The following is a 20,911-nucleotide window of genomic DNA, read 5'->3' on the forward strand; positions in this document are numbered from 1 at the left end:
TGTAAGTGACCGTAATTGTTGTGTTTTTTCAGCCAACTTAGGGCAGGAGCGCCTTAAGCCCCTTCAAACGTCTTGTTCGAGACTCTGCAAATCGCGCGTCTCTTCCCTGATCCGCACGGCATGCTAAGCTTCGAGGCACAGAGAAGAGGGAAAAGTCCATGCTGGTTCTGAATGAAGACGAAACGCGCAACGCCCTGGCGTGGCCACAGCTTATCGAAGCGATCGAAACGATGTTTCGCACCGGCTGTGAGATGCCCGTTCGGCATCATCATGATGTCTCCGTGCCGGGTGAGAGAGATGCCACGCTTCTGATGATGCCCGCCTGGGTGCCTGGCTCTTATATGGGGGTGAAGATCCTTTCGGTCTTTCCGGATAACAGCACCCGCGCCCTGCCCGCAATCTTCGGAACCTATCTTCTCTCTTCTGGCAAGACTGGGGAAATGCTGGCAGCAGTCGAAGGCGGCGAGTTGACGGCGCGCCGGACTGCGGCGACCTCCGCCCTCGCGGCGAAATACCTCGCGCGACCTGATGCGTCGTCCATGCTGATGGTTGGCACCGGGCGCCTGTCGCTCAACCTGATGCAGGCCCATGCCACGGTGCGAAACATTTCCACCTTCCATATATGGGGACGGAATATGGCCTCTGTGGAGAAGGCAGCCGCTGAAGCCCGGCAGATGGGGCTCAATGCTTTCGCCTGCGCTGATCTGGAAGTCGGCGCACGGGACGCCGATATCATTTCCTGCGCCACGCTCTCCAACGAGCCATTGATCCGAGGCGCTTGGCTGAAACCGGGCGCGCATCTCGATCTCGTTGGCGCTTTCAAGCCCTCCATGCGCGAAAGCGACGATGCGGCCGTGCAGTTGGCAAGCGTTTATGTCGACACCTTCGATGGCGCTCTTAAAGAAGGGGGCGATATCGTACAGCCGCTCCAAGCGGGTCTGCTTCAGCGAGAGGATATCAAGGCAGAGCTTGCCGATCTCGTTTCAGGGCGTCAAAAGGGCCGAGACAACGATAATGAGATCACGCTGTTCAAATCGGTCGGTGCGGCGCTGGAAGATCTGGCTGGCGCGATCCTTGCCTATGAAAGCGTGACGCGACGGACTAACTGACGTCATGAAGAGTACGATCAAAACGGCAATCCAGGATTCGAGCAATCTACCGGTCACGGATGTGCTGGCTGCGTTGGGGCAGGAACTCGCCCGCGCGAAGAAAGCCGTCCTCTGCGCCCCGCCAGGGGCCGGCAAGACGACCCTGGTGCCGCTTTATCTGCTCGATCAGGATTGGCTTGGTGACGGCAAGATCATTCTTCTAGAGCCTCGACGGCTGGCGGCGCGAGCGGCAGCAAGCCGCATGGCGTCGCTCCTGAAAGAAGATGTCGGTGGCACGGTGGGCTATCGCATGCGCCTCGACAATCGCGTTTCTGCCAGAACGCGAATCGAAGTGGTGACCGAAGGCGTGTTCGCGCGGATGGTTTTGGATGATCCTGAGCTTCGCAGCGTGTCTGTTGTCATCTTCGACGAATTTCACGAGCGCTCGCTTGATGGCGACTTTGGCCTTGCGCTAGCGCTGGATGTGCAGGCAGGCCTTCGCGATGATCTGCATTTGCTGGTGATGTCCGCCACGCTGGATTCGGAGCGGATCAGTGCACTGCTCGATGACGCGCCGGTCATCACCAGTCTCGGCCGCAGCTTTCCGGTCGATATACGCTACGAAGACAAAGCCGGACAGGAGCGGGTCGAAGACAAGGTGGCGCGGGCGATCATCAAGGCGCATGTCGCAGAGGCCGGATCGATTCTTGCCTTTCTGCCCGGGCAAGCGGGGATCAAGCGCACCGCTGAGAGACTGGAGGGCCGCTTCGATCCGAATACGCAGGTGATCCCGCTTTATGGAAACCTCTCGCAGAAAGAACAGGACGCGGCGATCAAGCCAGCGGAAAGCGGTCGGCGCAAGATCGTGCTGGCAACCTCGATTGCCGAGACCTCGATCACCATCGACGGTGTGCGGATCGTCATCGATAGCGGGCTGCAACGCCTGCCCGTCTTTGAGCCCTCCACCGGCATCAGCCGACTTGAAACAGTCAAGGTCTCTCGAGCTTCTGCTGACCAGCGTGCTGGCCGCGCGGGGCGAACGGAGCCGGGTATTGCTATGCGTTTGTGGCATGCGGGACAGACGGCGGCGCTGCCGGCCTTTACGCCGCCACAGATTCTCGCCAGCGACCTTTCCGGTTTCGCGCTCGATCTTGCCCATTGGGGTGTCAGCGATCCGGCGTCCCTCAAATTTCTCGATCAACCACCAGCGTCTACGTTGAAAGAGTCAACGTCGTTGCTGCATGGGCTTGGGGCGCTGGATGCGTCAGGGGCGATTACGACGCGGGGAAAGCTGATGCGCGAGATGGCTCTGCCGCCGCGCCTCGCAGCAATGGTGCTCGCGGCAGAAGAGCTTGGATGTGGCCATGAGGCCTCGCTGCTTGCCGTGCTGCTGACTGAACAGGGGCTCGGCGGTAACGATATCGATCTTGAAGAGCGGCTTCGTCGGTTCAGGGGCGAAAAGACAGAGCGCGCGGCCGCTGCCAAACGACTAGCAAAACGGCTCCTTTCCTCCCTTCCAGGCAGAAGGAACGGATCGGAAGCACCTTTGACGGCCGGGCAGCTTCTGTTGCATGCCTATCCGGATCGCATCGCGTTTCAACGCGGAGCACGCGGTCGCTATGTCATGGCCAATGGCCGGGGTGGAGAGCTGGAAGAGACGGAGCGGCTGGCGGCGGAGAAGATGCTGGTGGTTGCCGATATTGTCGGCCGCGCCGCACGACCGAGGATTCTGGCCGCGGCGTCGATCAGCCTTCGAGACGTGGAGGCATTTCTGGCTGAGGCGATTGTCAAGGAAGACCAGCTTTTTTTCGACAGGCCTAGCGGACAGGTGCGCGCCAGACGCGTTTCGCGCATCGGTGCCATTATCCTGGATGAAACACCACTTGCCCGTCCCACCGGCGAAAAGGCCGCGCAAGCGCTAGCAAACGGCATTCGCGAGCATGGGCTTGGCATTGTGCCCTTCTCTAAAGAGGCGCAGCAGTTGCGCCATCGTCTCGGATTTCTTCACCGCAGTGTCGGCGCTCCCTGGCCGGATATGAGCGACGCGGCACTGATCGACAGACTGGACGAATGGTTCGTGCCCTTTCAGAATGACGCCAAGACGATCCATGAGATCAATGGCGGCAACATCATTGAGGGGCTACGCTCTCTGGTCCCGCACGAGGAGTTGCGCCAGCTTGGCAAATTGCTGCCGACCCACTTCGAAGCGCCGACGGGGCAGAGGCATCCGATCCAATATGAGGGTGAAGAGCCGACACTGACCATCCGTGTGCAGGAACTCTTCGGCTTGAAAGAACACCCAAGTGTGGCAGGCGGCAAATTGCCACTGTTGCTAGAATTGACCTCGCCTGCTCATAGGCCGATACAGACCACGCGGGACTTGCCAGGGTTCTGGGCCGGCTCCTGGAAGGACGTGCGCGCGGATATGCGCGGGCGTTATCCGCGCCATCCATGGCCGGAAGATCCTGCCTCCGCACAACCGACGCACCGCGCCAAACCGCGTGGAACTTGACAGAAAAATGAGGCACCGATGGCAAAGCAGCCCGTAGAAACGACACGGTTTGGCCGCGCCAGCCGCCAGATCAGGTTACAGACCATTGTCTGGCTGCGCTGGCTTGCCGTGGCCGGGCAGAGCGCCACGCTTCTAATCGTTGCCTTCGGCCTTGGGTTTCCCCTTCCGCTGCTGACCTGCGCGCTGCTTATTGCGGCCCTGGCGACTGCCAACCTCTTTCTATCGGCACGCTTTCCGGCGACCTATCGTCTGGAGCCCTGGGAGGCGACGCTGCTGCTCGCCTTCGACCTGCTGCAATTGACGGCGCTGATCTACATTACCGGCGGCCTATCCAACCCGTTCGCGCCGCTGATCTGCGTCCAGGTCATCATTGCCTTTGCCTCGCAGCCGCTCAAACATTCTCTCGTGTTGTTGTTCTTCGCGCTGGCTTGCGCGACGGCGATTGCTTTTTCGCCGTTTCCCGTTCCGTGGTATCCAGGGGAAGAACTGCCGATCCAGCTCATCATCCATATCGGCATCTGGTGCTCGATCGTGGCGATGATGCTGTTTGCCGCATTTTATGCGTACCGCGTCTCGCATGAGGCCAATCAGCTTGCCGATGCGCTTGCTGCGACCGAACTGGTGCTGGAGCGGGAAAAGCATCTGTCGCAACTTGACGGGCTAGCTGCCGCAGCGGCCCATGAGTTGGGTACGCCGCTCGCAACGATCAGCGTGGTCGCCAAGGAGATGCAACGCGAGCTTGGAAAGGACGAGCGCTTCAGCGAGGATGTGGCGCTGCTGCGCAGTCAGAGCGAGCGGTGCCGCGATATTCTCCGCCGGCTCACATCTCTATCCGCGGAAGGCGAAGAACATATTCGCCGGCTTCCGCTCTCCTCTTTGATCGAGGAGGTGATGGCACCGCACCGCGAATTTGGGGTCAAGCTCAAGCTGGTGGAAAGGTCCGGAAGGGCAGACGAACCGGTTGGCGCCCGCAATGCAGGCATTCTCTACGGCCTTGGAAATCTGCTGGAAAACGCCGTCGACTACGCCAAGGATATGGTGACCGTTACCGTGGCGCATGATCAGCAGCAGGTGATGGTGACGATCGAGGATGATGGCGACGGTTATTCGCCGGATATTCTTGCGCGCATCGGCGATCCTTACGTGACCAAGCGGCACAATGATGCAACGGCTGGAGGGCTTGGACTTGGTCTCTTCATTGCCAAAACGCTGCTGGAGCGCTCCGGTGCTTCACTAACATTCGAAAATCGTGGACCAAATGCCGCAGGGGCGAGAGTGACCGTCATCTGGCCGCGGTCGGTCATGGAGGATAATAAGAGCCGGTGATCTGGCTTTTGTTAGGAAACTCTTACGCTTGTAGCGCATGAGGGATATGATCGCCGAAAGATAACAGAATGACCGAAGGAAACGACCATGGCTGATGACGGACAAAAGCACGAAGAAGAGGCGATACCGGCTTCGGATGCGATCGGTCCGGATAAGTCGCTGCTGGTCGTCGATGATGACGGCCCGTTCCTTCGCCGTCTGGCGCGCGCCATGGAGGCACGTGGATTTATCGTAGACACCGCCGAATCGGTGAGCGAAGGCATCGAGAAATCGAAGAGCGCGCCGCCGAAATATGCGGTGGTGGACCTGCGGCTCGGCGACGGCAATGGATTGGAAGTAATCGAGGCCATTCGCCAGCATCGCGACGACACGCAAATTGTTGTGCTGACCGGCTATGGAAATATTGCGACCGCAGTGACTGCCGTAAAGCTAGGCGCGCTCGACTATCTGGCAAAGCCAGCGGATGCCGACGACGTCTTCAACGCGCTGACACAGCGTGAAGGCGACCGGATGGAAGTGCCGGAAAACCCGATGTCTGCCGACCGGGTGCGGTGGGAGCACATTCAGCGCGTCTATGAAATGTGCGAGCGAAACGTCTCGGAGACGGCACGGAGGCTCAACATGCATCGCCGCACGCTGCAGCGCATTCTGGCAAAGCGCGCACCCAAATAGCACGACGGCAAGGGATCAGTCCGAATAGCTGGTGCCGCTGGACCATTCGGCCATCATCAGGCGACGGGCAGCGGTTCTGGAGAAATCCAGCATGAGAGATTTGCGCGTGGCAGGCGCCAGCTTATGTTCCGGTGCCTCGCGGACCATGTGGGCACCATAGCCGTCCGAGAGGAACAGGCCGCACTCTTCAGGAAAAATATCGAGCGGGACGCCGGCGTGGGTGGCGAAGAACAGCCGGTCGCAATGCAGCCGGTAGTCCGGCCACTTTCTATCCACCCTGAAATCCTCGATCGAGGATTTGATCTCGATGATCCAGATTTCGCCCTTCACCGACAAGCTGATCAGATCCGCGCGCCTGCCGCTGGACAAAGCCAGTTCCGGCAGAACGGAGTGGCGCATCTCGTTCAGCAATATCTGCACGCCCCGGCGCACAAGCATAGCTTTCTCAGATTGGCGACCGTCGATTAACGGGTTGTTGTTGGTAAAAGAAAGAATAGTCATGGATCGAATCTGGAAAAGGGCCCCGAAATTGTTGCAAAAAGACCATGAAGCGGCAATTTCGCACAAGCGGTAATCTTGCTGCGGTGCGATGGCTTGCCAAGCAAGGATTAATCGAAAATAACCCGATGATCCAATATCGCTTCATGCACCGCTTATATAAGCGAATTTTCCGCGAGAACACCATGCGCATTCGCACTTCATTGACTGCACTCGGCCTGTCGTCCATCCTTGCGCTGACCGGCTGCGCGTCCACGACGACTGAAACCTCTTCCGCCCGCCCGCTGACAACCCCGGTTGTCGTCGAGACCGCCCAGATCTTCGGTGATGAAGTTTACGGCGCGACCACGGACGCTGGTTATGCCCTTCCCGCCATTCCGATCAACCGCGTGGACAAGAAGTTTCATCGCCAGATCGTGAACTATGAGACAGCGGAAAAGCCGGGCACGGTGATCGTCAATACGCGCGAGCGCTTCCTTTATTACATCCTGCCCGGTGGCAAGGCTGTGCGCTACGGCATTGGTGTCGGCAAGCAGGGTTTTGCCTGGGCTGGTGAAGCCTATGTGGCCTGGAAGCAGGAATGGCCGACCTGGCATCCGCCGAAGGAAATGGCTGCCCGCAAGCCTGAAGTCGCCAGATATGTCGAAAACGGCATGGGTCCGGGCATCAGCAATCCGCTCGGTGCGCGCGCCATGTATCTTTTCAACGAGCAGGGCCAGGACACACTGTTCCGTATCCACGGGTCGCCTGAATGGGCTTCGATCGGCACAGCCGCCTCTTCCGGCTGCATTCGCATGATCAACCAGGACGTCATCGATCTCTACAGCCGTATCCGTCCTGGCCGCAGCTCCAAAGTTATCGTGATCCAGTAATCTCCTGGACCACAAAGCATAAAAAAAGCCGCCGATGATTTCCGGCGGCTTTTTTGTTTGCTGTCTGAGGTGCTTGCTGATGAGCCAAGAACCTCAGACCGCTAGAGTGTGCGATCAGGTGCTATGCTTGGCCTTCAGCTCACGGCGACGACGGTGCAGGACCGGCTCGGTGTAGCCGTTTGGCTGCTCCCTACCCTTCAGCACCAGTTCAACCGCCGCCTGGAACGCAACCGAACTCTCGAAGTCTCCGGCCATTGGCGTATAGGCCGCGTCACTGGCATTCTGCTGATCGACCACGGCTGCCATGCGCTTCATGGTCTCGACAATCTGATCCTCAGAGACGACGCCATGGCGCAGCCAGTTTGCCATGTGCTGGGCGGAGATGCGCAGCGTCGCACGGTCCTCCATCAGGCCGATATTGTTGATGTCTGGTACCTTGGAGCAGCCGACACCTTGATCCACCCAGCGCACGACATAACCCAGGATGCCCTGGGCATTGTTGTCCAGTTCTCGCTGAATTTCCTCCGGCGTCCAGTTGGGGCGAACTGCAACCGGAACGGACAGTATGTCGGCAAGCTTGGCGCGGCCGCGGCTCTTCAGACCTTCCTGCACGTGGGCGACATCGACTTTGTGGTAGTGAGTCGCGTGCAGCGTTGCTGCGGTTGGTGACGGTACCCAGGCGGTGTTGGCGCCAGCCTTGGGGTGAGCGATCTTCTGCTCCAGCATGGCGGCCATCAGGTCGGGCATGGCCCACATACCCTTACCAATCTGCGCGTGGCCGGAAAGGCCGCATTCGAGACCGATATCGACATTCCAGTTTTCGTAAGCCGCGATCCAGGCGGCCTGCTTCATGTCGCCCTTGCGAATCATCGGACCCGCTTCCATCGAGGTGTGGATTTCGTCGCCGGTGCGATCGAGGAAGCCGGTATTGATGAAGACGACGCGATCCTTGGCGGCGCGAATGCATTCCTTGAGGTTGACGGTCGTGCGACGCTCCTCGTCCATGATACCCATCTTCATGGTGTTGGACCGCATGCCGACAAGCTGCTCGACGCGGGTAAATATCTCGGCTGCGAAAGCAACCTCCTCCGGCCCATGCATTTTGGGCTTCACCACATACATGGAGCCAGCGCGCGAGTTCTGGTGGCGACCGGCTGGGCCGACGTCGTAAAGCGCAATCACACCGGTAATGACGGCATCCATGATGCCCTCGGGAACTTCGTTACCCTCACGGTCAAGGATAGCCGGGTTTGTCATCAGGTGACCGACATTGCGCACCAGCATCAGCGATCGCCCTGGAAGCGTCAGAGCTGCGCCGTTAGGGGCGGTGTAGTTGCGGTCTGGACTGAGACGGCGGGTGAAGCTTTCACCGCCCTTGGAAACCTTCTCCGTTAGATCGCTGCGCATCAGGCCGAGCCAGTTGCGATAGACGACCAGCTTATCCTCGGCATCGACCGCCGCGACAGAATCCTCGCAGTCCATGATGGTGGTCAGCGCCGATTCGAGGATGACGTCGGAAATGCCGGCGCGATCACCCTTGCCGATGTCAGTGGTAGGATCGATGGCGATCTCGATATGGATGCCGTTGGTTTTCAAGAGAACAGCAGAGGGCTTCGACCCATCGCCATTGAAGCCGGCAAATTGGGCCGGATCGGCAAGCGGTGTCGACTTGCCATCCAGAGCGACAGTGAGAGCACCGTCGTCGACGGTGAGGCCGCTGACATCTGCCCAGCTGCCGCTGGCAAGGGGAACTGAACCATCAAGGAAGGAACGGGCCCAAGCGATGACCTTTTCACCACGGCGGGCATTGTAGCCCCTGCCCTTTTCGGCGCCGTCCTCTTCGGCAATCGCGTCCGTGCCGTAAAGCGAATCATAGAGCGAACCCCATCGCGCATTGGCGGCGTTCAGCGCATAGCGCGCATTCATCACCGGTACGACGAGTTGCGGCCCGGCAAGCTCGGCGATTTCGGGATCGACATTTTGGGTATTGACCTTGAAGGCCTCCCCTTCCGGTACGATATAGCCGATCTCGCGCAGATAGGCCTCGTAGGCAGCGAGATCGGAAGGCGCGCCGTTTTCGCGGTACCAATTATCGAGCTTTTCCTGAAACGCATCGCGTTTGGCGAGGAGTTCTTTGTTCTTCGGCGCAAGATCGTGAACGATCGCAGAGAAACCGTCGAAGAAGGTATCTGCGTTCAGACCTGTCTCGGGCAGAACCTCGTCCTTCAAAAACTGGTAGAGCGTCTCGTCGAATGACAGTCCGTTATGCTCGATGCGGCTCACAACATATCTCCCTATGGTCATTGTCCATAGAGTGGAGGCTGTACACAGCTTCCGTCAACCGTTGCGACGCATCAAAGATTTTTTCCATTCAGGAAACAATCACAAAAACCTGTTCCAGTTACAGAAGTTTCTGCAGCTCTGGCAGCTTCTCATTGACGAGCCAGCCATAGTAATTCTCTTCCGGCCAGATGGTGGAGCCGCTTTGACGGTTTCTCTGCGCCAGCGCAGCAGCGCGCTGCTGTGAGCCGCCGAGGTTGTAGAGCGTCGATGTCAGGCCTGGATTTTTGGAAATATCCATGTCGGCGATTGACTTGTAGTCATCAATAGATTTCCGGATGGCAGCGGCCATATAGGCAAGGGAATGGTCGGGATCCATGATGGCCGTATAAACGGCGGAGGCGTCGTTTTCGTCCAACTTCTCATAGCCAGAGGTCCGCGCCACCGTATCCGACAGCATGAGCGCAGTCAGCGGATTGATCTGTCCCAGTCCGAAGGTCTGTCCAGCATAGAAAGGCTGAAAGAATACGGCGCTGAAGCGGTTATCAGGATAGCTGACGCCATCGACCTTTTTCCCGCGGAAGCTCGCATCCCAGACGTCTTCGCGGCAATTCCACAGGCTATAGGAATCGCTCTTCGACTGACATTTGGAAAATTGCGAATGCGTCAGAAACTGCGCGATCGTCTCATCCTTATAGCCGAAGCGGAAGCTGTTACCCGCGTAGGACGCCGCCTTAACATAATAGGACTGCAGGCGATCATAGGCATCGACATTGTAGGTATGTTCGCCAACGATCGCGCCGATCATGTGGATCGGATCAATGCCATAGCGGCTTGCCGTCGATTTGATCTTGGCGATCAGCTGCTTGTCGCTGGACAGAAGCTCGTAGACCTTCTGATACTTCCGCTCATAGGTGGAGTTAGACCCCTTGGTGCGGCGTGCGGAGGCACCCGGAACATTCGGCTGTTCCGCATTGCGGTTTCCAGGCGGCACAAGCGTCGCGGCCTCAGCATAGGACGGAAGAACGGTGCCAATGGCCAGAAGTGCTGCCAATGCCAGAAGAGTTTTGCGCACGAGCGGATGCCTTTTCTCTTGTCGGCTCTGATGCCGGAGTAATCCAGAGGATCGACTTTCGACATTCATTAACGAAAAGCGATGCCTTATGTCGAGAGAAGGCCGATAAAATAAGAGTGCGGCAAGATTTGCCGCACTCCTCATTATTTTAATACCTAGGCTGACTGCAAAGCCATGGGTGCGCTTTAGAGGATGTACCGCGACAAATCCGTGTCAGCGGCGATATCGCCTACATGTTCCTTGACATAGGCGTCATCGATCTTGACCGACGAGCCACCGCGATCGGGCGCGTTGAAGGAGATTTCGTCCAGAACACGCTCCATAACCGTTTGCAGACGGCGCGCACCGATATTCTCGACCGACGAATTGAGATGGACCGCCACGTCGGCCAGCGCATCGATGGCGTCGTCGGTAAAATCCAGGTCTAGTTCTTCGGTCGCCATCAGCGCCTTGTACTGGCGGATGAGGCTCGCCTCAGTCTCGGTCAGGATGCGACGGAAGTCTTCCTTCGTGAGCGGCTTCAGCTCCACGCGGATCGGCAGGCGGCCCTGAAGTTCCGGCAGCAGATCCGAAGGCTTTGCGACGTGGAAAGCGCCCGACGCGATGAAGAGAATGTGATCCGTCTTCACCGGTCCGTACTTGGTGGAGACCGTTGTGCCCTCGACCAGCGGCAGCAGATCGCGCTGGACGCCCTCGCGAGAGACTCCGGCACCCATTCCGCCATCGCGGGCTGCGATCTTGTCGATTTCGTCAAGGAAGACGATGCCGTCGTTTTCGACGGATTTGACCGCTTCGCGTTGAATCTGCTCGTTGTCCAGAAGCTTGTCCGACTCATCGCGGATCAGTTCGGCGTAGGATTTCTCCACCGTGGTGCGGACCTTCTTGGTACGACCACCCATGGCCTTGCCGAACATTTCAGACAGATTGAGCACACCGATATTGGCACCAGGCATGCCGGGGATCTCGAAGCCGGGCATGCCGGAACCGGTGTCGGCCACCTCGATATCGATCTCCTTCTTGTCGAGTTCGCCGTCGCGCAGCTTCTTGCGGAAGCTGTCCCGGGTGGCGGGCGACGCGGTCTGCCCGACGAGAGCGTCAAGAACACGCTCTTCGGCGCTGGCATGAGCCTTGGCCTGCACCTCGGCGCGCATCTTTTCGCGCACAAGCCCGATACCGATCTCGACCAGATCGCGGATGATCTGTTCGACATCACGGCCGACATAGCCGACTTCGGTGAATTTCGTTGCCTCCACCTTGATGAAGGGGGCACCGGCAAGCTTTGCCAGACGGCGAGAGATTTCGGTCTTGCCGACACCGGTTGGTCCGATCATCAGAATATTCTTCGGCATAACCTCGTCGCGCAGGCTCTCATCAAGCTGCTGGCGGCGCCAGCGGTTACGAAGCGCAATGGCGACCGCACGCTTGGCGTCATGCTGACCGATGATGTAGCGGTCGAGTTCCGAGACGATCTCCCGGGGAGAAAAAGTGGTCATTTCGATCCTTTCGGCTTCCTGTTGCGGCCAGCCGTGGCGGCCCAGCCCGCAGGAACCATGGTTGGTGATCTGTCCGCTTACTCAGCGTCCAGCGTTTCGATGACGAGATTGTGGTTGGTGTAGACGCAGATGTCTGCGGCGATATCGAGCGCCTGACGCGCAACGTCCTCGGCGGATTTCTCGGAATCCATCAGGGCACGTGCCGCAGCAAAGGCGTAGTTGCCGCCGGAACCGATCGCGATGGCACCATGCTCAGGTTCCAGAACATCGCCATTGCCGGTGATGGCAAGTGTGATCGACTTGTCGGCGACGAGCATCATGGCTTCGAGATTGCGCAGATATTTGTCCGTCCGCCAATCCTTGGCAAGTTCGACCGCGGCCCGCATCAGCTGGCCGGGATATTGCTCCAGCTTCTTTTCCAGCCGGTCGAGAAGGGTGAAGGCATCGGCGGTGGCGCCGGCGAAACCGGCGATCACTTCGCCCTTGCCGATGCGGCGCACCTTGCGGGCATTGCCCTTCATCACCGTCTGGCCGAGGCTGACCTGTCCGTCGCCTGCCATGACGACCTTGCCGCCCTTTCTCACTGTAATGATCGTTGTCATAAAGCACCTGTCTGCCCATCCGGGCCTTGCATGTAGAGCACTCGAACCGCTTATCGGCTGCGGTCCTTTTCGCAAATTATGTAAGTCCCGTTTTGCCGATTGCAATCTTGCTTAACCGTAGCACCCAGGCGGCACTGACAAGACGATGGAATGACTGGATATTTGAGGTGCGGGCTGGTAAGTAACGGCCAGATTGTCCAAGGAGCAGCCGCAATGGCAGAGCGCACAGCCGAGATTTCCCGCAAGACCAACGAGACCTCCGTCTCGGTCCGCGTGAATATCGACGGAACGGGTACGGCGAAAATTTCGACAGGCGTCGGCTTTTTTGATCATATGCTGGACCAGCTAAGCCGCCATTCGCTGATCGACATGGAGATCGACGTGAAGGGTGACCTTCACATCGACGATCACCACACAGTGGAAGATACCGGCATCGCCATCGGCCAGGCTATTGCCAAGGCACTTGGGGACCGCAAGGGCATCACGCGTTATGCCTCGCTCGACCTTGCCATGGACGAGACGATGACGAAGGCTGCCGTCGATATTTCCGGCCGGCCTTTCCTCGTTTGGAACGTGCAGTTCTCCGCACCGAAGATCGGTACATTCGATACCGAGCTGGTGCGCGAATTCTTCCAGGCGCTGGCGCAGAATGCCGGGATCACGCTGCATATTCTCAACCATTACGGCGCCAATAATCATCATATTGCCGAGACATGCTTCAAGGCTGTAGCGCGGGTGTTGCGCAGCGCCACAGAAATCGATCCCCGGCAGGCGGGCCGTATTCCTTCGACGAAGGGCATGCTGGCCTGATCCGGTGAAACATGAAGAGCGACCGAGACCGGTGCTGCTCTGAACGTCGTCAGGAACGCCAATGACATCTTATCTTGTTCTGGAAGCACCGGGCGGGCCCGACAGGGATCACCGCACCACTCGCTTCATCGCGGACAGATTTTCGTGGCTTGCTCTTTTGTTTCCGTGGCTCTGGTTTGCCATCCATCGCATGTGGTGGATTGCCGTCTCCGTCTTCATCCTGCAGGTCGCGGCCGGTCAGGTGTCGAGGCTCGATGGCCTCGGCATAGTGGGCCTCCTATTCACTATCACGGCAGGGTTGATAGCCGGATTCGAAGGTCGCAACCTGCTTCAGCGTCATTTGATTGGCAAGGGCTGGACGCTCAAGGATGTGATCGTGGCACGTGATCTTGCGACGGCGGAAGAGATGTATTTTTCGAACCTGCCCGAACAGGACGATGCGCATATGACGGTGTCGCAGCCTGAGTGGAAGACCCGTGATCGGGTGGGCGGCTTCATGACGAACGATCCCGCGGGCTCGTTTCAATTCGATTTGAATGGAAGGCGCTGATATGCGTGTGGCAATTATCGACTACGGCTCCGGCAATCTTCGGTCCGCGACCAAGGCGTTTGAGCGTGCGGCTCGGGAAGCCGGTATCGACGCGACGATCGATCTGACCGACAAGCCTGAAAGCGTCGCATCTGCAGACCGTGTCGTTCTGCCGGGCGTCGGCGCCTATGCCGATTGCCGCGCTGGCCTTGGTGCAGTGACCGGCATGCATGAGGCACTGATCGATGTGGTGGAGAAGAAGGGGCATCCCTTCCTCGGCGTCTGCGTCGGCATGCAGCTCATGTCCTCTCGCGGGCTTGAGAAAACGGTCACCGAGGGGCTTGGCTGGATCGAAGGCGATGTCGTGGAAATGACGCCATCGGACCCGGCGTTGAAGATCCCGCAGATCGGCTGGAATACGTTGGAACTGCACCGCCCTCACCCGCTTTTTGATGGCATCAAAACCGGTGCCGATGGCCTCCACGCCTATTTCGTCCACTCCTACCATCTGGCGGCAAAGCATCGCGACGAGGTGATCGCCACCACCAATTACGGTGGCGCGATGACCGCCTTCGTTGGGCACGACAACATGGCTGGCGCTCAGTTCCATCCGGAAAAGAGCCAGACACTTGGTCTTGCCCTCATTTCGAATTTCCTCCGCTGGAAGCCCTGACATGATCCTTTTTCCCGCAATCGACCTCAAGGACGGCCAGTGCGTTCGCCTGAAACTCGGCGATATGGAGCAGGCCACCGTCTACAACACCGATCCCGGCGCGCAGGCCAAGGCCTTTGAGGACCAGGGCTTCGAGTGGCTGCATGTGGTGGATCTGAACGGCGCCTTTGCCGGCCAGACCGTCAATGGCAAGGCGGTCGACGCCATCTTGAAATCCACCAGGAACCCGGTGCAACTGGGTGGCGGTATTCGCACGCTGGAGCATATCGAGGCCTGGCTGAGCCGCGGTCTCGCACGCGTCATTCTCGGCACCGTTGCGGTGCGCGATCCGGTTCTGGTTCTGGAAGCCTGCAAGCGCTTCCCCGGCCAGGTTGCCGTAGGAATCGATGCCAAGGGCGGCAAGGTTGCGGTGGAAGGCTGGGCGGAAGCGTCCGAACTTGGCGTAATCGAGCTTGCCAAACGCTTCGAAGGGGCAGGTGTGGCGGCGATCATCTACACTGATATCGAGCGCGACGGTATTCTGGCCGGGATCAACTGGGCATCGACGCTGGAGCTTGCCAGTGCCGTCTCTATCCCCGTGATCGCATCTGGTGGACTTGCTTCCATCGACGATATCAAGCGCATGCTGGAGCCGGATGCCGCCAAGCTGGAAGGCGCAATCTCGGGCCGCGCGCTCTATGACGGGCGCATCGATCCGGCAGAGGCATTGGCGTTGATCAAGGAAGCACGGGCATGACTTTGAAAGCGCGCATTGTTCCCTGCCTTGACGTCAAAGACTGCCCGCGTCGCCCCCAGCCGCCACGCGGCGAGGACGTGCAAACTCAAAAAAAGGCGACCGTCTGATGACACTCAAAGCACGCATTATCCCCTGCCTTGACGTAAAAGATGGTCGCGTCGTCAAGGGCGTGAACTTCGTCGATCTGATCGATGCCGGCGATCCGGTCGAGGCGGCGAAAGCCTATGATGCGGCCGGTGCCGATGAGCTCTGCTTTCTCGACATCACCGCCTCTTCCGACAATCGCGAAACGATTTTCGATGTGGTGTCACGCACCGCCGATCACTGCTTCATGCCGGTGACGGTGGGGGGCGGCGTTCGTGCCGTGTCGGATATTCGCAAGCTTCTGCTCTGCGGTGCCGACAAAGTGTCGATCAATTCGGCAGCGGTCAAAGACCCCGATTTCGTCGCCCAGGCGGCGGATAAGTTCGGCAATCAGTGCATCGTTGTCTCCATCGACGCCAAGAAGGTGTCGGCCAGCGACGAAGCCGATCGCTGGGAAATCTTTACCCATGGCGGACGCCAGCCGACAGGCATCGATGCGGTGGAATTTGCCGTGAAGATGGTCGAGCGTGGTGCCGGCGAATTGCTGATCACCTCCATGGACCGCGACGGCACGAAGAGCGGCTATGACATTGCGCTGACCCGCACCATTGCCGATCAGGTGCGTGTTCCGGTTATCGCTTCCGGCGGTGTCGGAAATCTGGACGATCTGGTAGCGGGCGTGAAGGAAGGCCATGCGACAGCGGTTCTGGCGGCGTCGATCTTCCACTTCGGCACCTACACGATCGGGCAAGCCAAGGCCTATATGGCCGATCATGGCATTGCCATGCGTCTCGACTGATCTTTGAAAGGACAAGCAGCATGAGCGGGTTTTCCCTTTCCGATCTCGAGCGCATCGTTGCCGAACGTGCCAGCGTATCGCCTGATCAATCATGGACGGCCAAGCTTTTTGCCGCCGGCCAAGCCAAGGCGGCCAAAAAGCTCGGCGAAGAGGCGGTCGAAACGGTGATCGCGGCGATCTCGCAGGATCGCAAGAACCTGACGGACGAGGCAGCCGATCTGCTTTATCATCTTCTCGTGGTCCTCAAGATCGCCGATATCCCTCTCTCCGATGTCTTTGCGGAGTTGGAGAGACGGACAGGTCAGTCCGGATTGCAGGAAAAGGCATCAAGGCCTCAATCATGACGACGATGGCACGCAGGGGGGAGCAAGGCATGCCAACGACGCTCGATCATTTCAGGCCGGATGAATACTCGCCCTATCACTTCTTCAGTTCGGAAGAGTGGTCGAAGTTTCGCGCCGATACGCCCCTGACACTGTCTGCCGACGAGGTGAAACGCCTCCGATCGCTTGATGACCCGATCGATCTCGACGAGGTTCGGCGGATCTACCTATCGCTCTCGCGACTGCTCTCATCCCATGTGGAAGCGTCGCAACTGCTGTTCGAGCAGCGCAACCGCTTCCTCAATATGGAGCACGTCAACAAGACGCCCTTCGTCATCGGCATTGCGGGCTCTGTGGCGGTCGGTAAATCCACCACGGCGCGTATTCTAAAAGAGCTTCTGGCGCGCTGGCCTTCCAGTCCAAAGGTCGACCTGATCACCACGGACGGGTTTCTCTACCCGAACGAGGTGCTGCGGCGTGAGAACCTTATGGAGCGCAAGGGCTTTCCGGAAAGCTACGACATCGGTGCGCTTCTACGCTTCCTTTCCGCCATCAAGGCGGGCCAGCCGAACGTCCAGGCGCCCCGCTACTCGCACCTGGTCTACGATGTCCTGCCCAGCGAATTCACCAATGTCGACCGGCCCGACATCCTGATTTTCGAAGGCATCAACGTGCTGCAGGCGCGCAACCTGCCGGCCGGCGGGCGAATCGTGCCGATGGTGTCTGACTTCTTCGATTTCTCGATCTATATCGATGCGGACGAGACGATCATCCATAACTGGTACGTCAACCGCTTCATGAACCTGCGCAAGACGGCGTTCCGCGATCCGACATCCTACTTCAATCGCTATGCGTCGATTTCGGAAACTGCGGCGCTCGCGATCGCAGAAGGGCTTTGGGAGAATATCAACCTCAAGAACCTGCGCGAAAACATCGTGCCGACGAGACCGCGTGCCGACCTCATCCTGAGAAAAGGCCAGAACCATCTGATCGACATGGTGGCGCTGAGAAAGCTTTAAGTCTGGGGACGGCACGGAGAGCGTTTCTCGGCCAAAGCTGTTAATCCTGTCCCGGCTTGCCGCGCATCTTCTTGATATCCGAGCGGCCTGATTTTGCTTTCAGTCTTCGTTCGACAGAGCCTTTTGTCGGCTTTGTGGCCTTGCGCGGCGGCGGCGGCGGCTCGGCTGCCTTGAGGATCAGTTCCTTCAGACGCTCCCGCGCATCCTCGCGATTGCGCTCCTGGGTGCGGAACTGGCTTGCCTCGATCATCAACACGCCTTCTTTCGAGACGCGCCGCCCACCAAGCTTGACCAGATTGGTTTTGATCCGATCCGAGAGCGCCGGAGAAGCCGTGATATTGAAGAAGAGTTGAACTGCGGTGGAGACCTTGTTGACATTCTGTCCGCCCGGCCCGCCAGCCAGCACGAATTGCTCCGTCAGTTCCCATCCGGCAATCGTTATTCTGCTGCTGATGTAAAGGGGCGCGCTTGCCATGTCATTCTCCGGCAGGCGTGATGCCACAGATGCGGTGGAATGAAAACAGTTGAGAAGGCTTCAAGCGCCGGAATAAACTGATAGGGCGCCGTGCGTCTTTCTAGACGCACGGCGCCCTATTGTCTTTAGATCTACGCATCGTGCTTTTTCGAACGAAAAACCCGGCGCGAGGCCGGGTTTCGTATTTTGAAGAGATCGACCGCTTATTCGGCGGCAGCCAGGAGGCCAGGAGCCGCGTCGCGGACGGTGCTGTCGACATGGTCTTCGAACTTGGTGAAGTTCGTGACGAACATGTTGACCAGCTTCTTGGCTTGCGCGTCGTAAGCAGCGCCATCGGCCCAGGTCGAGCGTGGGTCGAGGATGCTGTTGTCGATACCTTCGAGCGAAGTCGGTACGGCAAAGCCGAAATTCGCGTCGGTGCGGAACTGGGCGTTCTTCAGCTCGCCGGCCAGTGCAGCGGTCAGAAGCGCGCGGGTGGCCTTGATCGGCATGCGCTTGCCGATGCCGTAGGCACCACCGGTCCAGCCGGTGTTGACCAGCCAGCAATCCACGCCGTGCTGTGCGATCAGATCACGCAGCAGGTTGCCATATTCCGTCGGATGACGCGGCATGAAGGGAGCGCCGAAGCAGGTCGAGAATGTCGCTTCCGGCTCGGTCACGCCTTTTTCCGTGCCGGCTACCTTGGCAGTGTAACCGGAGAGGAAGTGGTACATGGCCTGTTCCGGCGTCAGACGCGCAATCGGAGGCAGCACGCCGAAGGCGTCGGCGGTCAGCATGATGATCGTCTTTGGGTGACCGGCAAGACCTGTCTTCGAGGCGTTCGGGATGAAGTGCAGCGGATAAGCGCTACGGGTATTTTCCGTCAGCGAATTGTCGTTGAAATCAGGAACGCGGTTTTCGTCGAGCACGACGTTTTCCAGAACGGTGCCGAAGCGGCGGGTGGCGGCGTAGATTTCAGGTTCTGCCTCTGCAGAAAGCTTGATCGCCTTGGCATAGCAGCCACCTTCGAAATTGAAGATGCCGTCTTCGCCCCAGCCATGCTCATCGTCACCGATCAGCGTGCGGGCCGGATCGGCAGACAGCGTAGTCTTACCGGTGCCCGACAGGCCGAAGAAGACAGCCGCGTCGCCCTCTGGACCGACATTGGCCGAGCAGTGCATCGGCATGACGCCCTTTGCAGGCAAAAGGTAGTTGAGAACGGTGAATACCGACTTCTTGTTTTCGCCGGCGTAAGACGTGCCGCCGATCAACACGATGCCCTTGATCAGATCGCAGGCGATCACCGTTTCGGTGCGCACACCATGGCGGGCGGGATCAGCCTTGAAGCTTGGCAGGTTGATAATGGTGAGCTTCTGCTTGAATGAGGCCAGCTTCTCGCGCGCTGGGCGGATCAGCAGGTTGCGAATGAAGAGGCCGTGCCACGCAAGCTCTGTCACGACGCGTGTCGGCAGCGCATTCGCTTCATCGGCACCGCCGACGAGATCCTGAACGTAGAGCGTCTTGCCGGCAGCATGCGCGAGCATATCCTTATGGAGGATCTCGAAATGCTCAGGCGACAGCGGCTTGTTGTTGTCCCACCAGATGGTGTTTTCCGTGTGCGCATCGCGCACGACGAATTTGTCCTTCGGAGAACGTCCAGTGTGTTGACCGGTTACAGCGCGCAGTGCGCCATCGACGGTGATATCCGCCTCCCCGTTGCGGATCGACTGCTCGTACAACTCACTCTCGATGAGGTTGTAATGGACGACAGCGGCTTCGCCCAGACCAAGTGCAGACACACCGTTTTCTGGATTGTGTACTCCGAGTTCTTTCATGGCGCGTTCCCTTTGTTCTGAATGCGGGCCGTGTAAATTTGCAGTGAAGCTACCGGCAAGAAGGAGAATTGGCAAGATGCCACTCTAAAAATATCTAACAATTTCAATATATTAATCGATTTAAAAGATTTTATTCCTTTTTAAATCGGTTTAGTCGGCTCGCAAATCCGGGTTCTTGCCGCTGTCTGGAAAATCTTCCTGCAAGCGCGTGCTTTCTTGAGGCTTGGCCTTTGCCACAATTTGTTCCACCTTTATACTCATGAGACATGTTCGCGGCGCACAACCTAGGCTGGGGTGAATGTCGGGAGCAGAGATTGCAAATGACGACGGAGACCAATTTTATGCAAACGATTGCGCTTGTAGACGACGACCGGAATATCCTGACATCGGTGTCGATCGCGCTCGAAGCGGAAGGCTATAAGGTCGAAACGTATACCGATGGCGCTTCCGCCCTCGACGGGCTCATTGCCCGCCCGCCGCAACTGGCGATCTTCGATATCAAGATGCCGCGCATGGATGGCATGGAGCTTTTGCGCCGTCTGCGGCAGAAGTCCGACCTTCCCGTCATCTTCCTGACTTCCAAGGATGAGGAAATCGACGAGCTGTTCGGCTTGAAGATGGGTGCTGACGATTTCATTACCAAGCCGTTTTCGCAGCGCCTTCTCGTGGAGCGCGTCAAGGCAATCCTGCGCCGTGCCAGCAGCCGCGAAGCCGCGGCGACGGGGACCAACCCCATCAAGACTGCTGCCGACCAGGCAGCCAGAACGCTGGAGCGCGGACAACTGGCCATGGACCAGGAGCGCCACACCTGCACCTGGAAGGGTGAGCCGGTGACGCTGACCGTGACCGAGTTCCTGATCCTGCATTCTTTGGCGCAGCGCCCCGGCGTCGTCAAAAGCCGCGATGCGTTGATGGATGCCGCCTATGACGAGCAGGTCTATGTCGACGACCGCACGATCGACAGCCACATCAAGCGCCTGCGCAAGAAGTTCAAACTGGTCGACAACGACTTCGACATGATTGAAACGCTTTACGGCGTGGGCTATCGCTTCCGTGAGGCGGCTTGAGGCCGTACGAGACGCCGCGCTAGTGGCCCGATTTTGACATTTGCCAACGCTTGCAAAGGCCTCGAGAGCAGATGTCAAAATCACGAAGACCACTAGTGAGTTTTTGTTCTAGTGGAATTTCGGAATTTGATCTTCGAAGATCGTCGCACACGGTATCAAATGTC

General features: G+C 58.5%; 20 protein-coding genes. 13 read left to right on the top strand and 7 right to left on the bottom strand.

Annotation, left to right across the window (positions count from 1 at the left end; all coding sequences use genetic code 11):
* The first annotated feature begins 158 nt into the window (after positions 1-158).
* The 4 genes from WKI41_RS16425 to WKI41_RS16440 all read left to right on the top strand — a co-directional run bounded on the left by WKI41_RS16425 (position 159) and on the right by WKI41_RS16440 (position 5,598).
* A complete protein-coding gene (locus WKI41_RS16425; protein WP_340194562.1) occupies positions 159-1,109 on the top strand; it encodes an ornithine cyclodeaminase family protein in 951 nt (316 codons plus the stop codon).
* Between the two features lie 4 nt (positions 1,110-1,113).
* Positions 1,114-3,600, top strand: coding sequence for an ATP-dependent helicase HrpB (gene hrpB, locus WKI41_RS16430; protein ID WP_340194563.1), 2,487 nt, complete (start codon positions 1,114-1,116; stop codon positions 3,598-3,600).
* An 18-nt stretch (positions 3,601-3,618) separates the two neighbouring features.
* Positions 3,619-4,926: an ActS/PrrB/RegB family redox-sensitive histidine kinase gene (locus WKI41_RS16435; protein WP_340194564.1), complete on the top strand. Its 1,308-nt coding sequence runs from the start codon at positions 3,619-3,621 to the stop codon at positions 4,924-4,926.
* A gap of 87 nt (positions 4,927-5,013) precedes the next feature.
* Positions 5,014-5,598 (top strand): ActR/PrrA/RegA family redox response regulator transcription factor, encoded by a 585-nt coding sequence (locus tag WKI41_RS16440; protein ID WP_340194565.1) that lies wholly within the window; start codon positions 5,014-5,016, stop codon positions 5,596-5,598.
* Between the two features lie 15 nt (positions 5,599-5,613).
* Here WKI41_RS16440 and WKI41_RS16445 read toward each other — a convergent pair whose 3' ends face one another.
* Complete coding sequence (locus WKI41_RS16445; RefSeq protein ID WP_340194566.1) at positions 5,614-6,099, bottom strand: MmcB family DNA repair protein; 486 nt, start codon at positions 6,097-6,099, stop codon at positions 5,614-5,616.
* Between the two features lie 182 nt (positions 6,100-6,281).
* On the opposite strand from WKI41_RS16445, the gene WKI41_RS16450 reads away from it, so the two are divergent.
* Positions 6,282-6,968, top strand: coding sequence for a L,D-transpeptidase (locus WKI41_RS16450; RefSeq protein ID WP_340194567.1), 687 nt, complete (start codon positions 6,282-6,284; stop codon positions 6,966-6,968).
* Positions 6,969-7,082: 114 nt separating this feature from the next.
* Here the strand turns inward: WKI41_RS16450 and WKI41_RS16455 are convergent, their stop codons facing one another.
* From WKI41_RS16455 to hslV, 4 genes are all read right to left on the bottom strand, one after another.
* Entirely contained in the window at positions 7,083-9,251 is a 2,169-nt protein-coding gene (locus WKI41_RS16455; RefSeq protein WP_340194568.1) for a malate synthase G, read from the bottom strand.
* A gap of 118 nt (positions 9,252-9,369) precedes the next feature.
* Entirely contained in the window at positions 9,370-10,323 is a 954-nt protein-coding gene (locus WKI41_RS16460; RefSeq protein ID WP_340194569.1) for a DUF1402 family protein, read from the bottom strand.
* A gap of 185 nt (positions 10,324-10,508) precedes the next feature.
* A complete protein-coding gene (gene hslU / locus WKI41_RS16465; protein WP_306934726.1) occupies positions 10,509-11,816 on the bottom strand; it encodes an ATP-dependent protease ATPase subunit HslU in 1,308 nt (435 codons plus the stop codon).
* A 77-nt stretch (positions 11,817-11,893) separates the two neighbouring features.
* Positions 11,894-12,418, bottom strand: coding sequence for an ATP-dependent protease subunit HslV (hslV, locus tag WKI41_RS16470; RefSeq protein ID WP_340194570.1), 525 nt, complete (start codon positions 12,416-12,418; stop codon positions 11,894-11,896).
* A 213-nt stretch (positions 12,419-12,631) separates the two neighbouring features.
* Here hslV and hisB point away from each other — a divergent pair, with 213 nt between their 5' ends.
* From hisB to coaA, 7 genes are all read left to right on the top strand, one after another.
* Entirely contained in the window at positions 12,632-13,228 is a 597-nt protein-coding gene (gene hisB / locus WKI41_RS16475) for an imidazoleglycerol-phosphate dehydratase HisB (protein ID WP_062424656.1), read from the top strand.
* Positions 13,229-13,289: 61 nt separating this feature from the next.
* The gene (locus WKI41_RS16480; protein WP_340194571.1) at positions 13,290-13,778 is read left to right on the top strand and encodes a DUF2628 domain-containing protein; all 489 of its coding nucleotides are present in this window, start codon (positions 13,290-13,292) and stop codon (positions 13,776-13,778) included.
* Position 13,779: 1 nt separating this feature from the next.
* Positions 13,780-14,430, top strand: a complete 651-nt coding sequence (hisH, locus tag WKI41_RS16485) for an imidazole glycerol phosphate synthase subunit HisH (RefSeq protein ID WP_340194572.1) — start codon at positions 13,780-13,782, stop codon at positions 14,428-14,430.
* 1 nt (position 14,431) lies between these two features.
* Positions 14,432-15,166, top strand: a complete 735-nt coding sequence (gene hisA, locus WKI41_RS16490; RefSeq protein ID WP_340194573.1) for a 1-(5-phosphoribosyl)-5-[(5-phosphoribosylamino)methylideneamino]imidazole-4-carboxamide isomerase — start codon at positions 14,432-14,434, stop codon at positions 15,164-15,166.
* A 106-nt stretch (positions 15,167-15,272) separates the two neighbouring features.
* On the top strand, positions 15,273-16,049 hold the full coding sequence (gene hisF, locus WKI41_RS16495) for an imidazole glycerol phosphate synthase subunit HisF (protein WP_062444626.1): 777 nt from the start codon (positions 15,273-15,275) through the stop codon (positions 16,047-16,049).
* 20 nt (positions 16,050-16,069) lie between these two features.
* Positions 16,070-16,393: a phosphoribosyl-ATP diphosphatase gene (locus WKI41_RS16500; protein WP_340194574.1), complete on the top strand. Its 324-nt coding sequence runs from the start codon at positions 16,070-16,072 to the stop codon at positions 16,391-16,393.
* 5 nt (positions 16,394-16,398) lie between these two features.
* Positions 16,399-17,391 (top strand): type I pantothenate kinase, encoded by a 993-nt coding sequence (coaA, locus tag WKI41_RS16505; RefSeq protein ID WP_186330281.1) that lies wholly within the window; start codon positions 16,399-16,401, stop codon positions 17,389-17,391.
* Positions 17,392-17,431: 40 nt separating this feature from the next.
* On the opposite strand, the gene arfB is transcribed toward coaA, so the two are convergent.
* Both arfB and WKI41_RS16515 read right to left on the bottom strand, forming a co-directional pair.
* On the bottom strand, positions 17,432-17,866 hold the full coding sequence (gene arfB / locus WKI41_RS16510; RefSeq protein ID WP_062424662.1) for an alternative ribosome rescue aminoacyl-tRNA hydrolase ArfB: 435 nt from the start codon (positions 17,864-17,866) through the stop codon (positions 17,432-17,434).
* Between the two features lie 203 nt (positions 17,867-18,069).
* On the bottom strand, positions 18,070-19,680 hold the full coding sequence (locus WKI41_RS16515) for a phosphoenolpyruvate carboxykinase (protein ID WP_340194575.1): 1,611 nt from the start codon (positions 19,678-19,680) through the stop codon (positions 18,070-18,072).
* Positions 19,681-20,021: 341 nt separating this feature from the next.
* On the opposite strand from WKI41_RS16515, the gene chvI reads away from it, so the two are divergent.
* Complete coding sequence (chvI, locus tag WKI41_RS16520; protein WP_340194576.1) at positions 20,022-20,747, top strand: two-component system response regulator ChvI; 726 nt, start codon at positions 20,022-20,024, stop codon at positions 20,745-20,747.
* Positions 20,748-20,911 lie beyond the last annotated feature (164 nt).

Origin of the sequence: Agrobacterium larrymoorei (assembly GCF_037722385.1) — a bacterium.
Taxonomy (GTDB): domain Bacteria; phylum Pseudomonadota; class Alphaproteobacteria; order Rhizobiales; family Rhizobiaceae; genus Agrobacterium; species Agrobacterium larrymoorei_C.